15 protein-coding genes are annotated in these 18,363 nt (G+C 73.0%); 5 read left to right on the top strand and 10 right to left on the bottom strand.

Annotation, left to right across the window (positions count from 1 at the left end; translation table 11 throughout):
* Nucleotides 1-20 precede the first annotated feature (20 nt).
* Genes asnB through JOE61_RS16245 form a run of 3 tightly spaced genes read right to left on the bottom strand, consistent with a single transcriptional unit; the run spans nucleotide 21 to nucleotide 4,498 of the window.
* The gene (asnB, locus tag JOE61_RS16255; RefSeq protein ID WP_193667193.1) at nucleotides 21-1,940 is read right to left on the bottom strand and encodes an asparagine synthase (glutamine-hydrolyzing); all 1,920 of its coding nucleotides are present in this window, start codon (nucleotides 1,938-1,940) and stop codon (nucleotides 21-23) included.
* 3 nt (nucleotides 1,941-1,943) lie between these two features.
* Nucleotides 1,944-3,182 carry a glycosyltransferase family 4 protein gene (locus tag JOE61_RS22595; RefSeq protein ID WP_193667192.1) on the bottom strand — a complete coding sequence of 413 codons (1,239 nt, stop codon included), beginning with the start codon at nucleotides 3,180-3,182 and terminating at the stop codon, nucleotides 1,944-1,946.
* Nucleotides 3,179-4,498 (bottom strand): nucleotide sugar dehydrogenase, encoded by a 1,320-nt coding sequence (locus JOE61_RS16245; protein WP_193667191.1) that lies wholly within the window; start codon nucleotides 4,496-4,498, stop codon nucleotides 3,179-3,181. The genes JOE61_RS22595 and JOE61_RS16245 overlap by 4 nt, the downstream gene beginning before the upstream one ends.
* A 351-nt stretch (nucleotides 4,499-4,849) precedes the next feature.
* On the opposite strand from JOE61_RS16245, the gene JOE61_RS16240 reads away from it, so the two are divergent.
* On the top strand, nucleotides 4,850-5,626 hold the full coding sequence (locus JOE61_RS16240) for an AfsR/SARP family transcriptional regulator (protein ID WP_193667190.1): 777 nt from the start codon (nucleotides 4,850-4,852) through the stop codon (nucleotides 5,624-5,626).
* A gap of 19 nt (nucleotides 5,627-5,645) precedes the next feature.
* On the opposite strand, the gene JOE61_RS22275 is transcribed toward JOE61_RS16240, so the two are convergent.
* Entirely contained in the window at nucleotides 5,646-6,182 is a 537-nt protein-coding gene (locus JOE61_RS22275; RefSeq protein ID WP_193667189.1) for a MaoC family dehydratase, read from the bottom strand.
* Nucleotides 6,183-6,354: 172 nt separating this feature from the next.
* On the opposite strand from JOE61_RS22275, the gene JOE61_RS16230 reads away from it, so the two are divergent.
* Nucleotides 6,355-6,873: a DUF6174 domain-containing protein gene (locus JOE61_RS16230; protein WP_193667188.1), complete on the top strand. Its 519-nt coding sequence runs from the start codon at nucleotides 6,355-6,357 to the stop codon at nucleotides 6,871-6,873.
* Between the two features lie 54 nt (nucleotides 6,874-6,927).
* The gene (locus JOE61_RS16225; RefSeq protein ID WP_193667187.1) at nucleotides 6,928-7,983 is read left to right on the top strand and encodes a hypothetical protein; all 1,056 of its coding nucleotides are present in this window, start codon (nucleotides 6,928-6,930) and stop codon (nucleotides 7,981-7,983) included.
* A 12-nt stretch (nucleotides 7,984-7,995) separates the two neighbouring features.
* On the opposite strand, the gene JOE61_RS16220 is transcribed toward JOE61_RS16225, so the two are convergent.
* Genes JOE61_RS16220 through JOE61_RS16195 form a run of 6 tightly spaced genes read right to left on the bottom strand, consistent with a single transcriptional unit; the run spans nucleotide 7,996 to nucleotide 14,628 of the window.
* Complete coding sequence (locus JOE61_RS16220) at nucleotides 7,996-9,192, bottom strand: acyl-CoA dehydrogenase family protein (RefSeq protein ID WP_193667186.1); 1,197 nt, start codon at nucleotides 9,190-9,192, stop codon at nucleotides 7,996-7,998.
* A gap of 3 nt (nucleotides 9,193-9,195) precedes the next feature.
* Complete coding sequence (locus JOE61_RS16215) at nucleotides 9,196-10,581, bottom strand: phospholipase D-like domain-containing protein (protein WP_193667185.1); 1,386 nt, start codon at nucleotides 10,579-10,581, stop codon at nucleotides 9,196-9,198.
* 15 nt (nucleotides 10,582-10,596) lie between these two features.
* Entirely contained in the window at nucleotides 10,597-11,721 is a 1,125-nt protein-coding gene (locus tag JOE61_RS16210; RefSeq protein WP_193667184.1) for a hypothetical protein, read from the bottom strand.
* Nucleotides 11,718-11,951, bottom strand: a complete 234-nt coding sequence (locus JOE61_RS16205) for a DUF6752 domain-containing protein (RefSeq protein ID WP_227491145.1) — start codon at nucleotides 11,949-11,951, stop codon at nucleotides 11,718-11,720. Before JOE61_RS16205 ends, JOE61_RS16210 begins: the two co-directional genes overlap by 4 nt.
* Nucleotides 11,948-13,522 carry a LicD family protein gene (locus JOE61_RS16200; protein ID WP_193667182.1) on the bottom strand — a complete coding sequence of 525 codons (1,575 nt, stop codon included), beginning with the start codon at nucleotides 13,520-13,522 and terminating at the stop codon, nucleotides 11,948-11,950. Before JOE61_RS16200 ends, JOE61_RS16205 begins: the two co-directional genes overlap by 4 nt.
* On the bottom strand, nucleotides 13,519-14,628 hold the full coding sequence (locus tag JOE61_RS16195) for a hypothetical protein (protein ID WP_193667181.1): 1,110 nt from the start codon (nucleotides 14,626-14,628) through the stop codon (nucleotides 13,519-13,521). Before JOE61_RS16195 ends, JOE61_RS16200 begins: the two co-directional genes overlap by 4 nt.
* A gap of 188 nt (nucleotides 14,629-14,816) precedes the next feature.
* Here JOE61_RS16195 and JOE61_RS16190 point away from each other — a divergent pair, with 188 nt between their 5' ends.
* Nucleotides 14,817-16,700, top strand: a complete 1,884-nt coding sequence (locus JOE61_RS16190) for an alkaline phosphatase family protein (protein ID WP_193667180.1) — start codon at nucleotides 14,817-14,819, stop codon at nucleotides 16,698-16,700.
* A gap of 50 nt (nucleotides 16,701-16,750) precedes the next feature.
* On the top strand, nucleotides 16,751-18,355 hold the full coding sequence (locus tag JOE61_RS16185; protein ID WP_193667179.1) for a sulfatase family protein: 1,605 nt from the start codon (nucleotides 16,751-16,753) through the stop codon (nucleotides 18,353-18,355).
* Nucleotides 18,356-18,363 lie beyond the last annotated feature (8 nt).

Raw genomic sequence — 18,363 nt, 5'->3', positions numbered from 1 at the left:
CTCCTCATCGGGTCTCCTCATCACGCACCTCCGGTGCCGGCGCCGGCGCCGCGCGCGTTGCGCAGCCACAGCTCCAGGCTGAGCAGCTGGTAGATCTGCTGGGAGCGGTCGCGCCGCCCGCTGCGCTGGTCGTGGACCAGCGCGGCCAGGGGCTCGCGCCGCAGGAAGCCCGAGCCGACCAGCTCGCCGCCGAGCAGCAGGTCGTCGATCATCGGGCGCAGGTCGTGGGTCGTCCAGGCCCGCAGGGGCGCCCCGAAGGACGCCTTGGGCCGGTCGATGACCTCGTCGGGCAGCCAGGACCGTGCGACCGCCTTCAGCCCGGCCTTCTGCACCCGCCCGTCGATCTTCGGCACCGCCTGCGGCGCGAAGGCCGCGCGCAGGACCTCGATGTCGACGAACGGCACCCGGACCTCGGTGGAGGCCGCCATCGACGCCCGGTCGGTGTAGGTCAGGTTGAGCCCCGGCAGGAACATCCGCGTGTCGGCCAGGCACATCCGCTCGACGTGGTCGTCGAGGGCGGTGTCCTCGTAGGTCGCGCGGTGCTGCTCGAGGAGGTCGTCGACCAGGCCGCCGAGCTCGGGGTCGAGCAGCGCCCGCAGACCCTGCGGGTCGTGCAGGGTGTAGCTGCGGCGGAACGCCTCCTGCTCGGGGAGACCGGCGAAGGCGACGAAGCGCTGGGCCCAGCGCACCGGTCGCACCCCGCGACCACCGAGGGCGACCGGGAGTCGCTCGACCGCCGGCCCGACCACCCGCGAGCGCAGCGACGCGGGCAGGCGGCGGTAGCGGGCGGCCAGCAGGTTGGCCAGGTGCTTGCGGTAGCCGCCGAAGAGCTCGTCGGCGCCGGTGCCCGAGAGCAGCACCTCGACGCCGGCCGTGCGGGCGGCCTCGCACATCAGGAACGTGTTGAGCGCGGCCGGGTCGCCGACCGGCTCGTCGAGCACGTCGACCATCCGCGGCAGCATCGAGACCACGTCGGGGCCGATCTCGATCTCGTGCAGGCGCACCCCGAGGTGCTTCGCGAGCCGGCGGGCGTACGCCGCGTCGTCGGGCATCGCCTCGAGGCGCCGGTCGACGGCGCGGAACCCGATCGTCCACGCCTCGATGCCGGGGTCGTGGCGGTGCGCCAGCGCGGTGACGATGCTGGAGTCGAGCCCGCCGCTGAGGAAGGTCGCCACCGGCACGTCGGAGACCAGGTGGGCGCGCACCGAGTCCTCCACGGCCGCGGCCAGGTCGACGGGAGGTCCCGCGGCCGCGTCGGCGGCCTCCTCGGCGAGGCTGCAGAACACGCCGCTGCGGCTGCTGCCGTCGGGGCGGTGCTCCGACCACGTGCCCGGAGCGAGCTTGCGCACGCCGCGCACCGCGTCGGTCTCGGTGGGCAGCCAGTAGTAGAGCGTGGAGGCGACCATCCCGGCCGGGTCGACGGCCAGCTCGGGGCCGAGCGCGGCGACGACCGCCTTGAGCTCGGAGGCGAAGACGACGCCGGCGCCGCGGCGCAGCACGTAGAGCGGCTTGATGCCGAAGGGGTCGCGCGCCAGGGTCAGGCAGCCGGTGCGCTCGTCGTGGACGGCCAGCGCGAACATGCCGCGCAGGCGGGCCAGGCCCGCGCTCCCCCAGGCCCGCCAGACCTCGAGCACCACCTCGGTGTCGCAGGCCGTGGCGAAGCGCACCCCGCGCGACTCCAGCTCGGAGCGCAGCTCGCGGTAGTTGTAGACCTCGCCGTTGTAGACCAGGCGCAGGCCGTCCTTCGAGAACGGCTGGTCGGAGGCCGCGACCGGGTCGATGATGGAGAGCCGGCGGTGCCCGAGCACGACCGAGGTGGTCGGGTCGACGAGCTCCACCACGCCGCGCGCGTCGGGGCCACGGTGCTCCAGGCGCTCGGTCATCGTGTCGACGAGCACCTTGCCGTCGTCCTGCTGGTAGGCGCCCGCGATGCCGCACACCGCTCAGCCCCGCGCTTCCTGCAGGTCGTCGACGCGACCGGCCAGCTCCTCGACGACGGCGAGGTAGCCCCGCTCCTGGTGGACCCAGGCGAGCTCGTCCTCGACCCGGCGCCGTCCGGCGCGCGCCATCTCCTCGCGCCGGGCCGGGTCGTCGAGCAGGGCCAGCAGCGCGCGGGCGTACTCCTGCGCCCCGGCCCCGCGCGCCACGAAGCTGGCGGCGTCGCCGGCCGAGACGCGGGTCTCGGGCAGGTCGAAGGCCAGCACCGGGAGCCCGAGCGCCATGTACTCCATCGTCTTGTTCATCGTCGAGACGTCGTTGAGGGCGTTGCTGGGGTCGGGCGAGAGCCCCACGTCGGCGGTCGAGAGCACCGCGAGCACGTGCTCGTCGCTGACGCGGCCGGGCATCTCGACGGCGTCCTGCAGTCCGAGGCGGTCGCGCTCGGCGACCAGCTCCTCGTGGCAGTCGCCGCTGCCCATCACCGCGAAGGCGACGTCGTCGCGGCCCCACCGGTTGACGACCAGGTCGGCGGCGGCGATGACGACGTCGACCCCGTCCTGCGGGCCCATCACGCCCAGGTAGGCCACCAGGTGGCGCCGGCCGCGGCGCAGCCCCTCGTCGGGCTCGACCGGGTGCAGCCGCTCCAGGTCGGGCCCGGTCCGCACCACCCGCACGTGCGCCGGGTCCTTGCCGCCGCGCGAGACCGCGACGGCGGCGTACGACTCGTTGGTCGACACGACCCGGTCGGCGGTGCGGAAGGTGCGCCGCTCGAGGGCGAGCAGACCCCGGTGGGCCAGTCCGGGCCCGTCGGGGAAGCGGGACTCGAAGAGCTCGGGACACAGGTCGTGGTGGTCGAAGACGAAGCGGGTGCCGTCGCGCAGCCGCAGCCAGCGGGCCAGCGGCCAGAAGATGTCGGGCGGGTTGCAGGCCTGCATCACGTCGAAGCGCCCGGCCCGGCGCGCGCGCAGCACCAGCCACGCGGTGGCCAGGAACGACCAGACGTACTCCGCGACGTAGCCTGCCGCGCCGCCCCCCGGGGCGTAGGGACGGTAGGCGTGGATGGTGACGCCGTCGACGACCTGGAAGCGTCCCGTCCCGCTGCCGCGGGGGCACACGACGGTGACGTCGTGGCCGGCCCGGGTCAGGGTGCGGCACTCCAGCCACACGCGGCGGTCGAAGGGCACCGGCAGGTTCTGCACGACCACGAGCACCCTGGCGGGAGCACCGCGCCGCGCACCGCTCACCACCCGGTCCCCCGGTAGCCCGCGAGGGCCTCGACCTCGGCGCCCAGCGCGCCGTGCAGGTCGAGCACCACGGCCGGGTCTGCGGCCAGCAGCGCCTCGACGGCAGGGCGGGCGGCGGTGGAGACCAGCGCGACGTCGGCGCCGGCCAGGGCCGACTCCGGCGTGGGGGCGAGCAGGCGGCTCAGGTGCGGCAGGCGTGACGTCAGGTGCGCACGGTTCTCGCCGACCAGGTCCTCGGGCACCAGCACCGGGTCGTAGATGCGCACGTCATAGCCCTTGCCGACCAGCCGTTCGGCCAGGTCGACGCTGGGGCTCTCGCGCACGTCGTCGGTGTCGGCCTTGAAGCTCAGCCCGAGCATCCCGACCCGGCAGCGGCCGCTGGCCACGACGCGGTCGACGACCTCCCGCACCACCAGCTCGTTGCTGGTGGTGGTGGCGAACATCAGCGGGACGTCGACGTCGCTCTCGCGGGCCATGTGGTGCAACGAGCGGAGGTCCTTGGGCAGGCACGAGCCGCCGAAGGCGAAGCCCGGACGCAGGTAGGCGGGCGCGATGTTGAGCTTGTGGTCCTCGCAGAAGATCTCCATCACCCGCCGCGCGTCGACGCCGTAGGAGCGGAAGACACGGGCGACCTCGTTGGCGAAGACCACCTTGGTCGCGTGGAAGGCGTTGCAGGCGTACTTCAGCGCCTCCGCGGTGCGCACGTCGACCTGGTGCGCCGGCAGGTCCAGGAAGGCGAAGAGCTGCTCGAGCTGGACGCGGGCGCCCGGGTGCTCGGTGCCCACCACCAGGAAGGGCGGGTCGTAGAAGTCCGCGACCCCGCAGCCCTCGCGCAGGAACTCCGGGCACATGGCGGTCGCCACCTCCCAGCCGTCGGCGACGGCGTCGTCGAAGATAGGGGCCACGACCTGGTCGCCCGTGCCCGGGGGCACCGTCGAGCGCACGACCACCGAGAGCAGGCCGCCCAGGGGCGGCGAGGCCACCGCGAGTGCGTCCCGCACCCCGGCGAGCGCCCGCTCCACGTGGCTCAGGTCGGTCTCACCGTGGGCGCCCGACGGCGTCCCCACGCAGACCAGGCACACCTCCGCCTGCTCCATCGCCTCGACCACCTGCGTGGTCGCCCGCAGCCGGCCCGAGGCCACCCCGTCGGCGATCAGCTCGTTCAGCCCTGGTTCGACCACGGGGCTGTGACCGGCCGACAGCTGCGCGACCTTGGCCTCGTCGACGTCGACCCCCACCACCTCGTGACCCCGGGCCGCCAGGCCCGCGGCCGTGACCGCTCCGACGTACCCCAGCCCGATGACCGCTGCTCTCATGTCCCCTCCAGCACCTCGCACGACGACGCCGGGGGTCCCCTCGACGCCGGTCAACATCGTGCGACCGCTGCTCGGGGCGCCGAGCGGTCCGAGAGGTCAATCCCCCGATGTTGGGTACCCGGGCGCCGAGGGGGTCCCCGGGAGGCGCTGGGGCCCGTACCCGATCTGGGGGATGTCGCTTTTACCCGGGACGACGCACCCTGGGGGGACGGAAGAGTAAAGCGATGAGTTGAACATCACACGAGTTGGGTGGAGAATCAGGTTGCGGTCAGACCGGTGCTGCACTCGGGGTACGCCGACCCGTGCGGGTCAGCGGCTGGGGGGAAACACGCGATGAGAAGCACACCACCTGTGGGAGTCACCCGGATCCGCCTGCTCGACGACCTCTTCGTCGTGCGGGCCGACGGCACCCCGGTGCATCCCGCCGACTGGCGCACCGGCAAGACCATGGACCTGCTGCGGATGCTCGCGATCCACGTCGAGCGACCCGTGCGGGTCGAGTCGATCATCGAGCGGCTGTGGCCCGACGCGACCCGCGAGCGAGGCCGGGGCAGCCTGCGCACCGCCGTCAGCGAGGTACGCCGCCAGCTGGGCGACAAGGAGTGCGTGGTGCGCATCCACGACAGCCTGGTGCTCACCGGGGTCTGGACCGACGTCGCGGCCTTCGAGCAGATCGCCGGCCGGGTCCGGGCGATGCGCGAGCAGGGTCGGCCCAGCGAGGGCGCGATGGCCGCGATGGACGCCCGCGACCTCTACCGCGACGACCTGCACGCCTACGACGACGACCACGACTGGGTGCGCGGCGAGCGCGAGCGGCTGCGGCTGCTGCGCCAGGACCTGCTCACCGACGCCGCGGAGTGCGCCGTGGCCATCGGCTGCCACCGTGAGGCCGCCACGCTCGCGAAGTCGGCCCTGCACTTCGAGCCGACCTCCGAGATCGCCGTGCGCACGCTGATGACGGCGCTCTCGGAGCTCGGCGACGTGGCCCGCGCGCTGCGGGTCTACGCCGACTTCCGCGCCTGCCTCGTCGACGACCTCGGCGTCGAGCCGTCCCACCAGACCCGTGGGCTCCACCTGCGGCTGCTGCGCGGCGAGAGCCCCGAGACGGTGCGGCTGCAGCAGGCCTGAGCCGCACGCCGGGCGCGGCTCACTGCTGCGTGTCGGCCCCCGGCCAGTTCTTGTCCGGCTGCGGGACGGGGCGCCCGGGCTGCTCGCCGCCACGCTGCTCGAGGTAGTTGTCCTTGGGCACCATCACCTTGCGGCGGAAGATGCACACGACCTTGCCGTCCTGGTTGTAGCCGATGGTCTCGACGTGCACGACCCCACGGTCGTCCTTCGAGGTGCTCTCCCACTTGTCGAGCACCCGGGTCTCGCCGTAGAGCGTGTCGCCGTGGAAGGTGGGCGCCACGTGGCGCAGCGACTCGATCTCGAGGTTCGCGATCGCCTTGCCGGAGATGTCGGGCACCGACATGCCCAGCAGGATCGAGTAGACGTAGTTGCCCACCACCACGTTCTTGGCGAACTGGGTGGTCTCCTCGGCGTAGTTGCTGTCGAGGTGCAGCGGGTGGTGGTTCATGGTCAGCAGGCAGAACATGTGGTCGTCGAACTCGGTGACCGTCTTGCCGGGCCAGTGCTTGTAGGTCGCGCCGACCTCGAACTCCTCGTAGCTGCGACCGAACTGCACGGCTGGCTCCTCCTGCTCGGGTGGACCGGGCCGGGGCCGCGGTCGGACGCGCCCATGGTGTCGGACCCGGGCGCCGGCGTCAGCCCCCGCCGGGGTGGCCTTCGTCACCGTGGCTCCGGTGGCGCAGGATGGGCGCGTGCAACCAGCAGCGCGCCGGCGCCGTCCAAGGCCCATGAGTCCCGCCCGCGCCGCCCTGTCCGCGCTCGCCCTCGCCCTGCTGGCCCTGGCGGGCTGCGGCGACAGCGAGCCAGGCCTGGCCCCCGACCCCGCCTCGAGCACCGAGCCGAGCCCGGAGCCGGCCCCGGAGCCGCCCCAGGACCCCGCCCAGGACCCCGGGGGGTTCGCCCCGACCGACTACTCCTACACCTTGACGCTGACCTGCTACTGCCCCGACGCAGGAATCCCGATCCGGGTCACCGTCGCCGACGACGAGGTCGTCTCGGCGGTCTACGCCCGCGGCGGCGGGCGCAGCGGCGCGGTGGCCGGCGACCCGGTCCCGCTCTCGCGGGTCGTGAGCCTCGACGAGGTGATCGCGGCCGCCGAGACCCCCGACGCCCACCGCGTCGAGGTCGACTGGCCCGAGGGCCAGGACCACCCGACCTCGGTGGCCGTCGACCCCTCGGAGCGGGCGGTCGACGAGGAGTACGGCTACCTGGTCGCCGACGTCGAGGTGGCTGAGGCCCCTCGCTGACCCGCACGTGCGAGGATGAGCGCCGGCAGGACGTGGGCGAGCGAGGGGCAGGCGATGGCGGAGCGGGTGCTGCTGCACGTCGGACTGATGAAGTCGGGCACGACGTTCATCCAGGGACGGCTCAACGTCAACCGGGAGCGGCTCGCCGAGCAGGGCATCCTGTTCCCGGGACCCAGCTGGGCCCGCCATGCGCGCGCGGTCTCCGACCTGATCGGCTCCAAGCACGCCGAGGAGGGCGCCTGGGCGTCCCTGGCCGAGGAGCTGCGCGCCCACCCGGGCCCGGCGATCGTCTCGATGGAGTACCTCGGGCCGATCTCCGCCGAGCGCATCCGCCAGGTGCGCGACGACCTCGCCGGCTCGCCCGTGCAGGCCGTGGTCACGGTGCGCGACCTGGGCCGCAGCGTGCCGGCCATGTGGCAGGAGACCCTGAAGAACCGCCAGTCCTGGGGCTGGACCGAGTACCTGCGCGCCCTCGAGGACGGTGGCGACGCCGGCCGGCGCTTCTGGCGCCAGCAGGCCGCCGACCGGGTCGTGGGCCGCTGGGCCGAGGTGCTGGGCCCCGACAACGTGCACGTCGTCACGGTGCCCCCGCCCGGTGCCCCGGGCGAGCTGCTGTGGGAGAGGTTCTGCGAGGTGGCCGGGATCACCGGCACCGAGTGGGACGAGGCTCCGCGCGCCAACGAGTCGCTGGGCGTGGCCTCGGCACTGCTGATGGGCCGCATCAACGAGCTCGTCGCCGACCTCGAGCTGCCGGAGTACAACAAGAAGGTCAAGGCGCTGGGCAAGCACGTGCTGGTGCACCGGCGGCGCGAGGAGGAGCCGATCGGCTTCACCGTGCCGCGCTGGCTGCGCACGCGCTCGGCGACCATGGTCGCCGGCATCGAGGCCAGCGGCGCCCGGGTCGTGGGCGACCTGCGTGAGCTGGAGCCGCTCGACGTGCCCGGGGCCGACCCGGCCACCGTCGACGCCCAGGCCCAGCTCGACACGGCCGTCGCCGCGCTGGCCCACGTGCTGCGCGAGGGCGGGATCAAGCGTCCCGGCCAGGGTGGGAAGGGCCGGGGCGGCAAGAAGAACCGGCGCCGCGGCCAGGGCCGCGACGCCGGTCAGTGAGCCGGACCCGGCTCAGACGAGCTTGTAGTCCTTGAGCAGGCTGCGCCCGATGATCATCTTCTGGATCTCCGCGGTGCCCTCGCCGATGAGCAGGAACGCCGCCTCGCGGTAGAGGCGCTCGATCTCGTACTCCTTGGAGTAGCCGTAGCCGCCATGGATGCGGAACGAGGCCTCGACGACCTCGTTGCAGTACTCGGCGGCCAGGTACTTGGCCATGCCGGCCTCGACGTCGTTGCGCTGGCCCTTGTCCTTGAGCCGGGCGGCCTTGACCATCATCGCGTGCGAGGCCTCGACCTTGACGGCCATCTCGGCGAGCTTGAACTGGATGGCCTGGTGCTGGGCGATCGGCTTGCCGAAGGTCTCGCGCTGCTGGGCGTAGGCGATGGCCAGCTCGAAGGCGCGGTTGGCGACGCCGCAGGCGCGCGCGGCGACGTTGACCCGCCCGACCTCGACGCCGTCCATCATCTGGTAGAAGCCCTTGCCGGACTCGCCGCCCAGGACCTGGTCGGCGGAGATCCGGTGGCCCTCGAGCACCAGCTCGGTGGTGTCGACGCCCTTGTAGCCCATCTTGTCGATCTTGCCGGGCACCGTGACGCCCTGGGCGGTCTCGCCGAAGCCGGGCTCCTTCTCGACCAGGAACGTCGTCATGTTCTTGTAGACCGAGTCCTGGCCCTCGTCGGTCTTGACCAGCACCGCGACCAGGTTCGAGGAGCCGCCGTTGGTCAGCCACATCTTCTGGCCGTCGATGGTGTAGCCACCCTCGTCGTCCTTGACGGCCTTGGTCTTGATCGCCGACACGTCGGAGCCCAGCCCGGGCTCGGACATCGAGAACGACCCGCGGACCTCGCCGGTGGCCATCCGCGGCAGGTACTTCTGCTTCTGCTCCTCGGTGCCGTGCTGCATCAGCATGTAGGCGACGATGAAGTGGGTGTTGATGACGCCGGAGACGCTCATCCAGCCGCGGGCGATCTCCTCGACGCACAAGGCGTAGGTGAGCAGCGACTCGCCGAGGCCGCCGTGCTCCTCGGGGATCATCAGACCGAACACCCCGAGCTCCTTGAGCCCCTCGACGATCTCGGTGGGGTACTCGTCGGCGTGCTCGAGCTCGGTGGCCACCGGCAGGATGGACTTCTCGACGAAGCCGCGTACCGCCTTGAGGATCTCCTGCTGGTCCTCGCCGAGGCCCTCGGTCTCACACAGTCGCGCCATGGGTCACTGGTCCTTCCACTCGGGACTGTCCGTCCCGAGCCCGTCGTCGTAGATGCGCTGCTCGGTCGTGGCCGCGCCGTCGAGGCCCCGCCCGGAGACAGTCTTCTTCTGGTAGGGAACGGCCCGGGTGTGGTTGTTCCACATCCAGTCGAAGTGGGCGAAGTACTGCTTGGTGGCCTTGCCCTGGTCGTACATGCGGAACAGCAGCTCGTCGCCGCGCAGGCCGCTGTCCTGGTAGTTGCTGGAGCCGGTGACCACGACGCGCTTGGAGGTGTCGTTGCCGTAGTTGCCGGAGATGACCAGCAGCTTCATGTGGCTGTAGAGGTCGATCTCGCCGTCGAGGTTGGTGTCCATGCCGCTGGAGCGCACCGGCACGTAGCCGCGCGGGGTGCGCACCCCGAGCTCGGCACGCACCCGCTTGCCGGCGTAGCCGTACTGCAGGCGCACGTCGCAGCCCAGCGCGTAGAGCTTGCGCAGCCGGCGGGCCAGGTAGGTGCCGCGGTCGCCGTCCCAGGCGTGCATGTTGACCCGGATGCGGGTGCGGCCCTGGTTGCCGGTGCCGCCGGTCGCGCCCTTGCAGCGCACCGGGTCGAGGATCGTGTCGATCGGGTCGTGGTTGGGCCCGTTGCCGTGGAAGGGCAGCGCCTGGAGCTGGAAGTTCTTGCCGATGTTCTGCACCCAGTAGTTGGGGCGGGCGACCTTGTCGCGCTCCATCTGCTCGTGCAGCGCGTCGAAGGCCTGGTAGATCTTCGGGACGTTGTTGCGCGTCCACAGGTCGTTGAACTGGTTCTTGGCGCCGTTCATCTTCATGTTGACCGAGCCGGTCATCACGACGTTCTTGGCGATGCCGGTGTGGGAGAAGAGGAAGTACTTGTCGTGGTTGTTCTCGCCCGAGGAGCGGCAGCCGTTGGTGCACTGGTAGATGTAGCTGCGCTTGGAGCGGTTGGCCCCGATGACGCTGCGCAGCTTCTTCTGGGCGCCCGGCACCTCGTGGTTGTTCATCAGCACCTGCACGTCGACGCCGCGGCGGTGGGCCTTGATGAGCGCGTCGGCGACCGGGTAGCGGTCGAAGGAGAAGAGCGAGATCCGGATCATCGAGCCCTTCTTGGCGTGCCGGATCGCGCCGAGCACCTGCGCCTCGAGGCGGAACTGGGTGCCGGGCTTGGACCGTGGGGTGTTGAACTTGGCCCCGGCGACGGGCTTCCAGCCCGTCTTCTTCTTCGCCGCCACCTGCACCCGCGCCGCCGTCTCGACGGAGGCGAGCGGGGCCGCGGCGCGCACGGTCGGCGCCGCGGGACCGGCCGTGGCGGCGGACCCGGAGACCAGGCCGCTCAGGACGAGGACGGTCGCGGTGGCCAGCGCGCTCGCCAGTCTCCTGTCGCGTGTCACGTGCTTCCCCTCTCGCTACCCCGTCCGGGGCCTGCGACGGCGAACGTTAACACGCAGCCATGACAGTCTCGGTGGTCGCGACGAGGCCTGGGAGAGGGCGTCGCGCTCGCGGGTGAGCGACCTCACGTCGCCGGTCAGCCGGGCCATCGCCTCGGTGGCGCAGGCCAGCATCTCCCCCTCGGTGACCTCGTCGGGGTGCCGGCGCCCGTCGAGGTCGCCGGGCTCCAGCAGCGAGGCGTCGCCCACGACGTCGAACCCGTCCTCGCGCAGCATCCCCAGCGCCCGCTCGCCGCGAGCGACGAGGTCGGCCACCGTCTCGCGGGACGGTCGGAACTTCTCCCGCGAGCCCGGCAGCACCCCGCCCTCACCGAGGTAGCCGCGGATCCAGGTGCCGCGGTCGTGGGCCGAGCGGAAGTCGCCGAGGTGCGCGTTGACCCGGCGCAGCAGCTCGACCTCGACCAGGCCCAGGGAGGCGTTCGCCGCCGAGGCCGGCACCTCGAGCCCCTGGTCGTCGAGACCGAGCACCCCGAGGAAGCGGCGCAGCAGCTCGCCGGGGTCCGAGCGGCCGGGCGCCATCGGCAGCACGTGCACCCGGTCGTGGGGCAGCACCGCTCCCCAGCGCTCGAGCACGATGCCCAGGTCGAAGCTGGGCCAGCCCCACTCCCCCGTGCCGGCCCTGGGCCCGTCGGGCGGGTAGGCGTCGATGCGACCCCGGGCACCGTTCTTGATCCACTCCTGCCAGCGCGAGATGAACAGGTCGGGCATCGCCCGCGCCGTGACCAGCACGTGCACCTCGGCGCCCGCCAGGTCGGCGACCACGCGTCGTACCTGCTCGACCGAGGCGGCGGCGAAGAACTCGTGGGTCACCAGCACGTCGCCCGACCACTGGCGCGCCTCGGCGACCAGGTCCTGCCACGGGTGCGCGGTGTCGCCGGGCCGGCGCGCCAGGCCCGGGTCCTCGCGCACCTCGAGGGAGGCCAGCAGGTGCCGCCGGCGGGCGCCGGGCAGCAGCAGGCCGCGCTCGCGCAGGACCTGCTTGTTGGCCCACAGGGCGTCCTGGAGGTAGGTCGTGCCGGTCTTCGGCAGCCCCACGTGCAGGAAGAGGCGACGCGGCCCGGTGTGCTCCGGGGAGGGGCTCATCGCTGCGAGGGGCCCGCCGGGTCGCTCACGCCGGCGCGGTAGCGCTCGAGGATCTCCACGACCCGGGGGTCGTCGCTGGCCGCGAGCGGCACCAGGAGCTCGGTGACCAGGTCGGTGAGCTCGGCGACCCGCAGGTTCATCGAGCGGCACTCCTGGACCTCGGCCTCGAGCTCGCCGAGACGGCGCGCGAGACCCGCCTGGTCGCGGTACTGACGGAGGAGGTTCTTCACTGAGGCCACTGGACCACCAATCTGCAGAGGTACGGGGTCGCACCGGGGTCGGTCGCACCGGGGCGCTCCCCGGCGAGGTCGTGCCGGGCGACGACGGTGCCGCCCGAGGCGTGGACCTGCTCCACGAGCGCGTCGACGTCGATCGGGTGCACGCCGAGCGGGTTGCCGCCCGGCGCGGGCGCGCTGAGGACCTGCAGGTAGAGCCGGCCCCGGCCGCCGAGCGCCATCCTGGCCAGGCGCAGCAGGTTGGCGCGTCCGTCGGCGTTCGTGGCGTCCGCGACGTGGCGTGCCAGCACCACCGTGGGGCCGGGGAGCCGGGAGAGCAGCGCACCGGTGACCAGCGTGGAGCGCACCTCGGTGAGGTTGGCCCAGCGGAAGGTCGCGGGCAGCTCGCGGCGCGCCAGCTTGCGCTGCTTGCGCGCGAAGGCCCGACGGCAGTAGTCGAGGCCCACGGCCTCGACCCCGTGGCGGGCCAGGAACGCGACGTCGGCGCCGGTGCCGCAGCCGATGTCGACGGCGCGCACGGCGCGGCGCTCGCGGCGGCGCACCCAGCGCACGAAGTCGCTGGGCCGGTCCTTGGCGCTCGCGCCGCGGCGCGAGTAGTAGGGGTCCCAGACCTCCTCGCGCTGCACCCGGGTGCCGCGGAACCAGCCGTTGAGACGACGGCGGGTCGCCACGGGGGTCTCGAACTGGTACGCCGGGTCCGGCACCCGCCACGACTCGCCGTACATGGCTGCCAGCAGGTGCTCGGGCTGCGCCGGGACGGGCAGCTCGCGGCCCTCGAGGCTGGCGGTGCCCAGCGGCCAGATCCACTCCGGCTCGAAGGGGTGGCCCACCTCGCCCATCAGGTAGAGCACGCCCTCGCGCAGGAAGCCGCCGAACACGTCGAGGCCGCGGCGCGTCCCGTCGGACTCCTGGACGAAGATCTTGAAGGCCAGGCCCGAGTAGCGGGTCACCGGGTAGCCCATCTCGACCAGGGCCCGCTGCAGGCGGAAGGACTCGCGCACCACGTCGGCCGGGTGGTCGTGGGCGCTGACGTAGCCGAGGTCGGCGTCGGAGTCGTGGCCGATGAAGCCGCCCTGCCGCACCGCGCCGAGCAGGGTGCCGTAGGCGACGAACGCGTCGACGCCACAGCTGCGCAGCGCGGCCAGCACGTCCTCGATGGAGTCGAGCAGCGGGTCGAGGTGCTCGGCCGAGCGGTCCGCGAAGAGGCGCATCAGCCGCATCGACTTGTCCAGGCCCAACGGGTTGCCCTGGGGGTCGGCCACCACGATGCGCTGCTCGGGGTCGCCGGGCTCGCCCAGCACCAGGTCGAGGGCGGCGAGCTGCTCGGAGCTGGCGTGGTCGACGAGCGAGAGCCGGGTCCGCCCGACCAGGTGCGGGCGCAGTGCGGCCGGCCAGGCCCACCAGCGTGCGCCCTCGCGCTCGACGGTGTCGCGCTCGAGCCAGAAGGAGCCGATGCGCTGGTCGTCGAGCAGCAGGTCGACGGGGCGGTCCTGGGCGCCGCGCGGCAGGGACAGCCGCAGGCCCTCGTCGTCGGCGTGGGCCTCGAGGACGACCGGGGTGCTCATCGCTCCTCCTCGCCGGCGCGACGCAGGTGCGCGACCGCGTCACGCACCAGCGCGTCGACGTCGCCACGGTCGGGGCCGCCGCGGGCGGCGCCGCCGGTGAGCGAGACCGCGTGGTCGTGCACGACCTGCGCGCAGCGCAGCACCTGGTCGGGCGGCGGGGGCGGCGCCTGGTCGGGGTGGGCCGAGAGGTCGGCGGGCACCGGGAGGTCGTCGAGGTCGCCGACCAGGCCGACGCGGCCCGAGGCCACCAGGTCGCGCAGCTCCTGGTTGCGCCCGCGCGCCCAGGCCGCCGCCCGGGCGTCGAGGCGCGGGCGGTCCTGCTCGTCGCGCAGCGGAGCCAGCACGCCGCGGGCCAGGGGGCGCACCAGGCGCCGGTAGCTGCGGGGGGCCAGGTCGTCGAGGTGGGGGTTCGCGCGGCGCAGCCAGTCGCACGCGGCGTAGCCCAGGGACTCGTTGTCCTTGACCTCGCCGAGGTCGGCGATGTCCGGGCGCATGCCGGTGGCCTGCGCGAAGCGGCGCCAGAGCTCGTCGCGCGGCGCCGACGAGGGCGGCACGGTGACCACGTCGATGCCCTGCACGCCCGGCACCGACCAGCGCTCGACGATCGTCGCGACGTCCTGGGCCCGGTGGAAGGTGCGGTGGGCGCGCGAGGGCGTACGCCGCCCGGGCGAGGTCTCGATGGCGCGCAGGTAGCCCGACCAGTCGTCGGTGCCCAGGTTGCGCGTGTAGGTCTGCCACTGGGCCGGCACCACGCGCAGCTGGTCGCGCACGGTCAGCAGCACCCGGACGTCGAGCCCCTCCAGGGGGGCCAGGAAGGCCTCCACGTGGGGGGGCGCGGCGAAGCTGAGGAACTCCATCGAGACGATGCCGGTGTGGCCGTCCATCTCGTGGGCGGCGCGGGCGATCTTCTCCCAGCGGCGGCGGTTGCGGCGCTCGTCCTTGGGCAGGCGCAGCACGTCGCGCACGGCCTTGGTCTGGCGGGCGAAGCCGCCCAGGAACTCGACGCCGGTGCCGACGAGCTCGTCCTTGTTGCTGCCCAGCACCGACTGGACGTAGCTGGTGCCCGTCTTCATGGCACCGATGTGCAGCACGACGCGGCGACCCATCACACTCCCTGCTCCTCGTGCTGCTCCTCGTGGCTCTCGCGGCCACGGCCGCCCACACGCTACGCCACCCGAAGCGTCCCGAGCACGAGACGAAACACGGTTCGTCACAGTAGCATCACCAGCACCGCTGGCCCCGCACGCAACGCGCGGGGCCTTCCCACCAGCGAGCACGTCAGGACGTCGTACCCATGAGGCCCAGCAGGATCGCTCCCCCCCGGTCCGGTCGCCGACTCACGACCGCACTCCTCGCCACCACGCTGCTGCTCGCCGGGGTCGCCACGAGCGCCGGCTCCAGCAGCGCGGCGCCCTCGGCCCAGCCGGGCGCGCGCACCGTCCTGGGCGAGCAGCCGCCGGGCCCGCTCACCTTCCAGGTCAGCTCCTTCAACCTGCTCGGCGCCGGGCACACCGACGGCAAGAACCCGCGCAAGGGCTTCGACAAGAGCGGCCCGCGCCTCAAGCGCGCGATCGAGCTGCTCGACCGCGAGAGCATCGACGTGGTCGGCTTCCAGGAGATGCACAAGGCGCAGTACACGAAGTTCACGAAGTGGGAGAGCGAGCGCTTCGGCCTCTACCCCGGCGCCGTGCTCGGCGCGGCCCCCATGCACAACTCGATCGCCTGGCGCACCGCGCAGTGGCGCGCCCTGCGCACCGAGGCGATCAAGATCCCCTACTTCAAGGGCAACGAGATCAAGATGCCCTACGTGCTGCTCGAGCACGTCGAGACCGGCCAGCAGGCCTGGTTCCTCAACGTGCACAACCCGGCCGACGCGCGCGGGCCGGCGCAGAAGTGGCGCGACGAGGCGGTGCGGCGCGAGAGCGCCCTGGTCAACCGGCTGCGCGCGGAGCACCCCGGCGTCCCGGTCTTCCTGACCGGTGACATGAACGACCGCGACGAGTTCTTCTGCCCCGTGGTCGCGCGCACCGAGCTCGAGGCCGCCAACGGCGGCGGGTCCGACGCCAGCGGCTGCCAGACGCCCCCGGCGATGAAGGTCGACTGGCTGCTGGGCACCGCACCCACCGTCTTCACCGGGTACGCCGCGCTCACCGACGCGCTGGTCAAGTCCACCACCGACCACCCGGTCATCGTGGCCGACGCCGTGGTGCCGCCGCCCGCCGTGCAGGCCTCGCCCATCGACCGCGTGGTGGTCATCGGCGTCGAGGGGCTGCGCTCCTCGGCCCTCGACCTGACCTCCGGGGCCTACGGGCGCCTGGCCGCCGAGGGGGCCGTGACGCTCAACGCGCGCACCACGGTCGAGTCGACCTCCCCGCTGCCCAACGTGCTGTCCATGCTGACCGGGCGCCGCGTCGACGCCGCCGCGCTCGGCCACGGCGTCACCTACAACAACGACCGCGGCGAGGTGGTCCGCGCGACCGCGGGCCGCTACGTCTCGAGCGTCTTCGACCTGGTGCACAACCAGGGCGGGCGCACCTACCTGGCCGCCAACCGCAACCGCATCGACATGGTCGACCGCTCGTGGGACGCCGCCAACGGCGGGCGCGACCCCTACGGCTTCGACGACGGCGCCGACAAGGTCGACAAGTACTTCCGCGGCGGCAACGACTACCGCCTCGTCGAGGACCTGCGGGCCCGCCTCGAGCGGCGCCCCGCCGCGTTCACCTACGCCGAGCTGTCCAGCCTCGACAAGGTGGGCCGCAAGTCGGGCTTCGGCTCCGACCGCTACACCAAGTTCGTCGGCAAGATCGAGCGGATGATCGGGCGCACCATGAGCAGCATCGAGAGCTCGCGCAAGCTCGCCGGGCGCACCCTGCTCGTCGTGGCCGGCACCAACGGCGGGGTCGACGGCGCCGCGCGCGACAACGAGCGCGACGGCAACTACACCGTGCCGCTGATGGTGTGGGGCCCGGGCGTCGTCGAGGGAGCCGACCTCTACGACCTCAACCCGCAGTGGACCGACCCCGGCAACGAGCAGGACGGCTACGAGACGCCGGCACCGATCCACACCGGCGTGGTCGCCAACCTCGCGCTCAGCGTGCTGGGCCTGCCGGCCCTGCCCGGCAGCCTGATGAACCGGGACCAGCGGCTCAACGTGCTGACCGGTCCCCTGGGCTGAGCACCTACACTCGGCGGCGCCCGTCCGCCACCCTCAGGAGCTCCTCCCCCATGTCGCGCAGCATCGGCACCCGACGCCTGGGCGCCGCCGCGGTGGTGGCCGCCCTGGCCCTGGCCGGGTGCACCGGCCCGGACCCCACGCCCGGCGAGGGCGACCCCGCGACGGGCGCGAGCCCGCCGCCGCGCAACGAGGCCGAGCCGGGACGCGCGGCCGTGCGCGACCCCCGCCCCTCCGACCTCGTGCTCCCCACGGGCGACGAGGGGCTGGCCGAGCCGGTGCCGGTGGACTCCCCGGACCAGCCGAACCTGCTGATGATCACCCTCGACGACGCCGCCTGGGGCGACATGGTCCACATGCCCCGCCTGCAGGAGCTGCTCGTCGACGAGGGGGTCACCCTGCGCGGGGCGCTGGCGCCGAACCCGATCTGCGTGCCGGCGCGCAGCTCGCTGATGACCGGGCAGCACTCGCACAACCACGGCACGTGGAACACCACCGAGGAGGCCGGCCACGGGCTCGGGGCGCTCGACGAGTCCGAGACCCTCGCGGTGTGGCTCCAGGAGGCCGGCTACGACACGTTCTTCCTGGGCAAGTACCCCAACGGCTACGAGGACGGCACCGTCGTGCCGCCGGGCTGGACGGGGTGGCGCGGGCTGGTCGACCCCACGACGTACAACTTCGTGCGGCCCACGGTCAGCGTCGACGGCGTCGAGCAGCGCTTCGAGACCTACTCCACCACCCTGCTCTCCGAGCAGAGCGAGGAGATGCTGCGCGACCCGGCCCGCGCCGAGGACCCCTGGTACATGTGGCTCAACTACGTCGCCCCGCACCACGGCGGCCCGGACGCCCCCGACGACCCGGCGGTGCTCTACCCCGACGACCCCGACCCGGTGAAGACCACCACGCCGGCGCCCCGCGACGTCGACACCTTCGCCGACCTCGCCCTGCCCGACACCCCGAACATGTTCGAGGAGGACGTCAGCGACAAGGTGCTGGTGCGCCCCACCCAGCGCACGGTCCCGGCCGACCGGCGCGCGCAGATGACCGAGGCGCACCAGCAGCGCATCGAGTCGCTGCAGTCGGTGGACCGCGCGCTGGGACGCACCATCGAGACCCTCGAGGAGACCGGTCAGCTCGACGAGACCTACGTGGTGCTGACCTCCGACAACGGCTACACGCTCGGGGCGCACAACCTCGAGGGCAAGCTCTGGTACTTCCGCGAGATGGTGGGCGTGCCGATGTACGTCCGCGGCCCCGGCCTCGACGCCGGCACCACCAGCACGGCGCCGGTCACCAACGTCGACTGGGCCCCCACCTTCGCCGCGCTCGCCGGCGCCCGGCCCACCGCCGAGGTGGACGGGGTCGACGTGCTGCCCTGGATCGGCAGCGACGCCGAGCGCCGCGTCGTCCCGATCGAGGCCTACCCGGTCAAGCGCGGGCGCAAGCGGCTCTACCGCGGCGTCGTGGTGGGCCCGTGGACCTACGTGCAGAACCGGGCCGGGCGCGCCGAGGTCTACTACCGCGAGGTCGACGAGTGGGAGCTGGAGAGCATCGCCGGCGACCCGAGGTACGCCGACCAGGTCGCCCGGCTCAAGAAGCTGGTGCGCCGCACCAGCAGCTGCGCGGGCGAGCAGTGCCCGTCGACCTACTACCGCTGAGGCGGGGG

The sequence above is a fragment of the Nocardioides salarius genome, assembly GCF_016907435.1.
In the GTDB taxonomy this organism is placed as follows: Bacteria; Actinomycetota; Actinomycetes; order Propionibacteriales; family Nocardioidaceae; genus Nocardioides; species Nocardioides salarius.
This window is presented reverse-complemented; position numbering and strand designations above follow the sequence as displayed.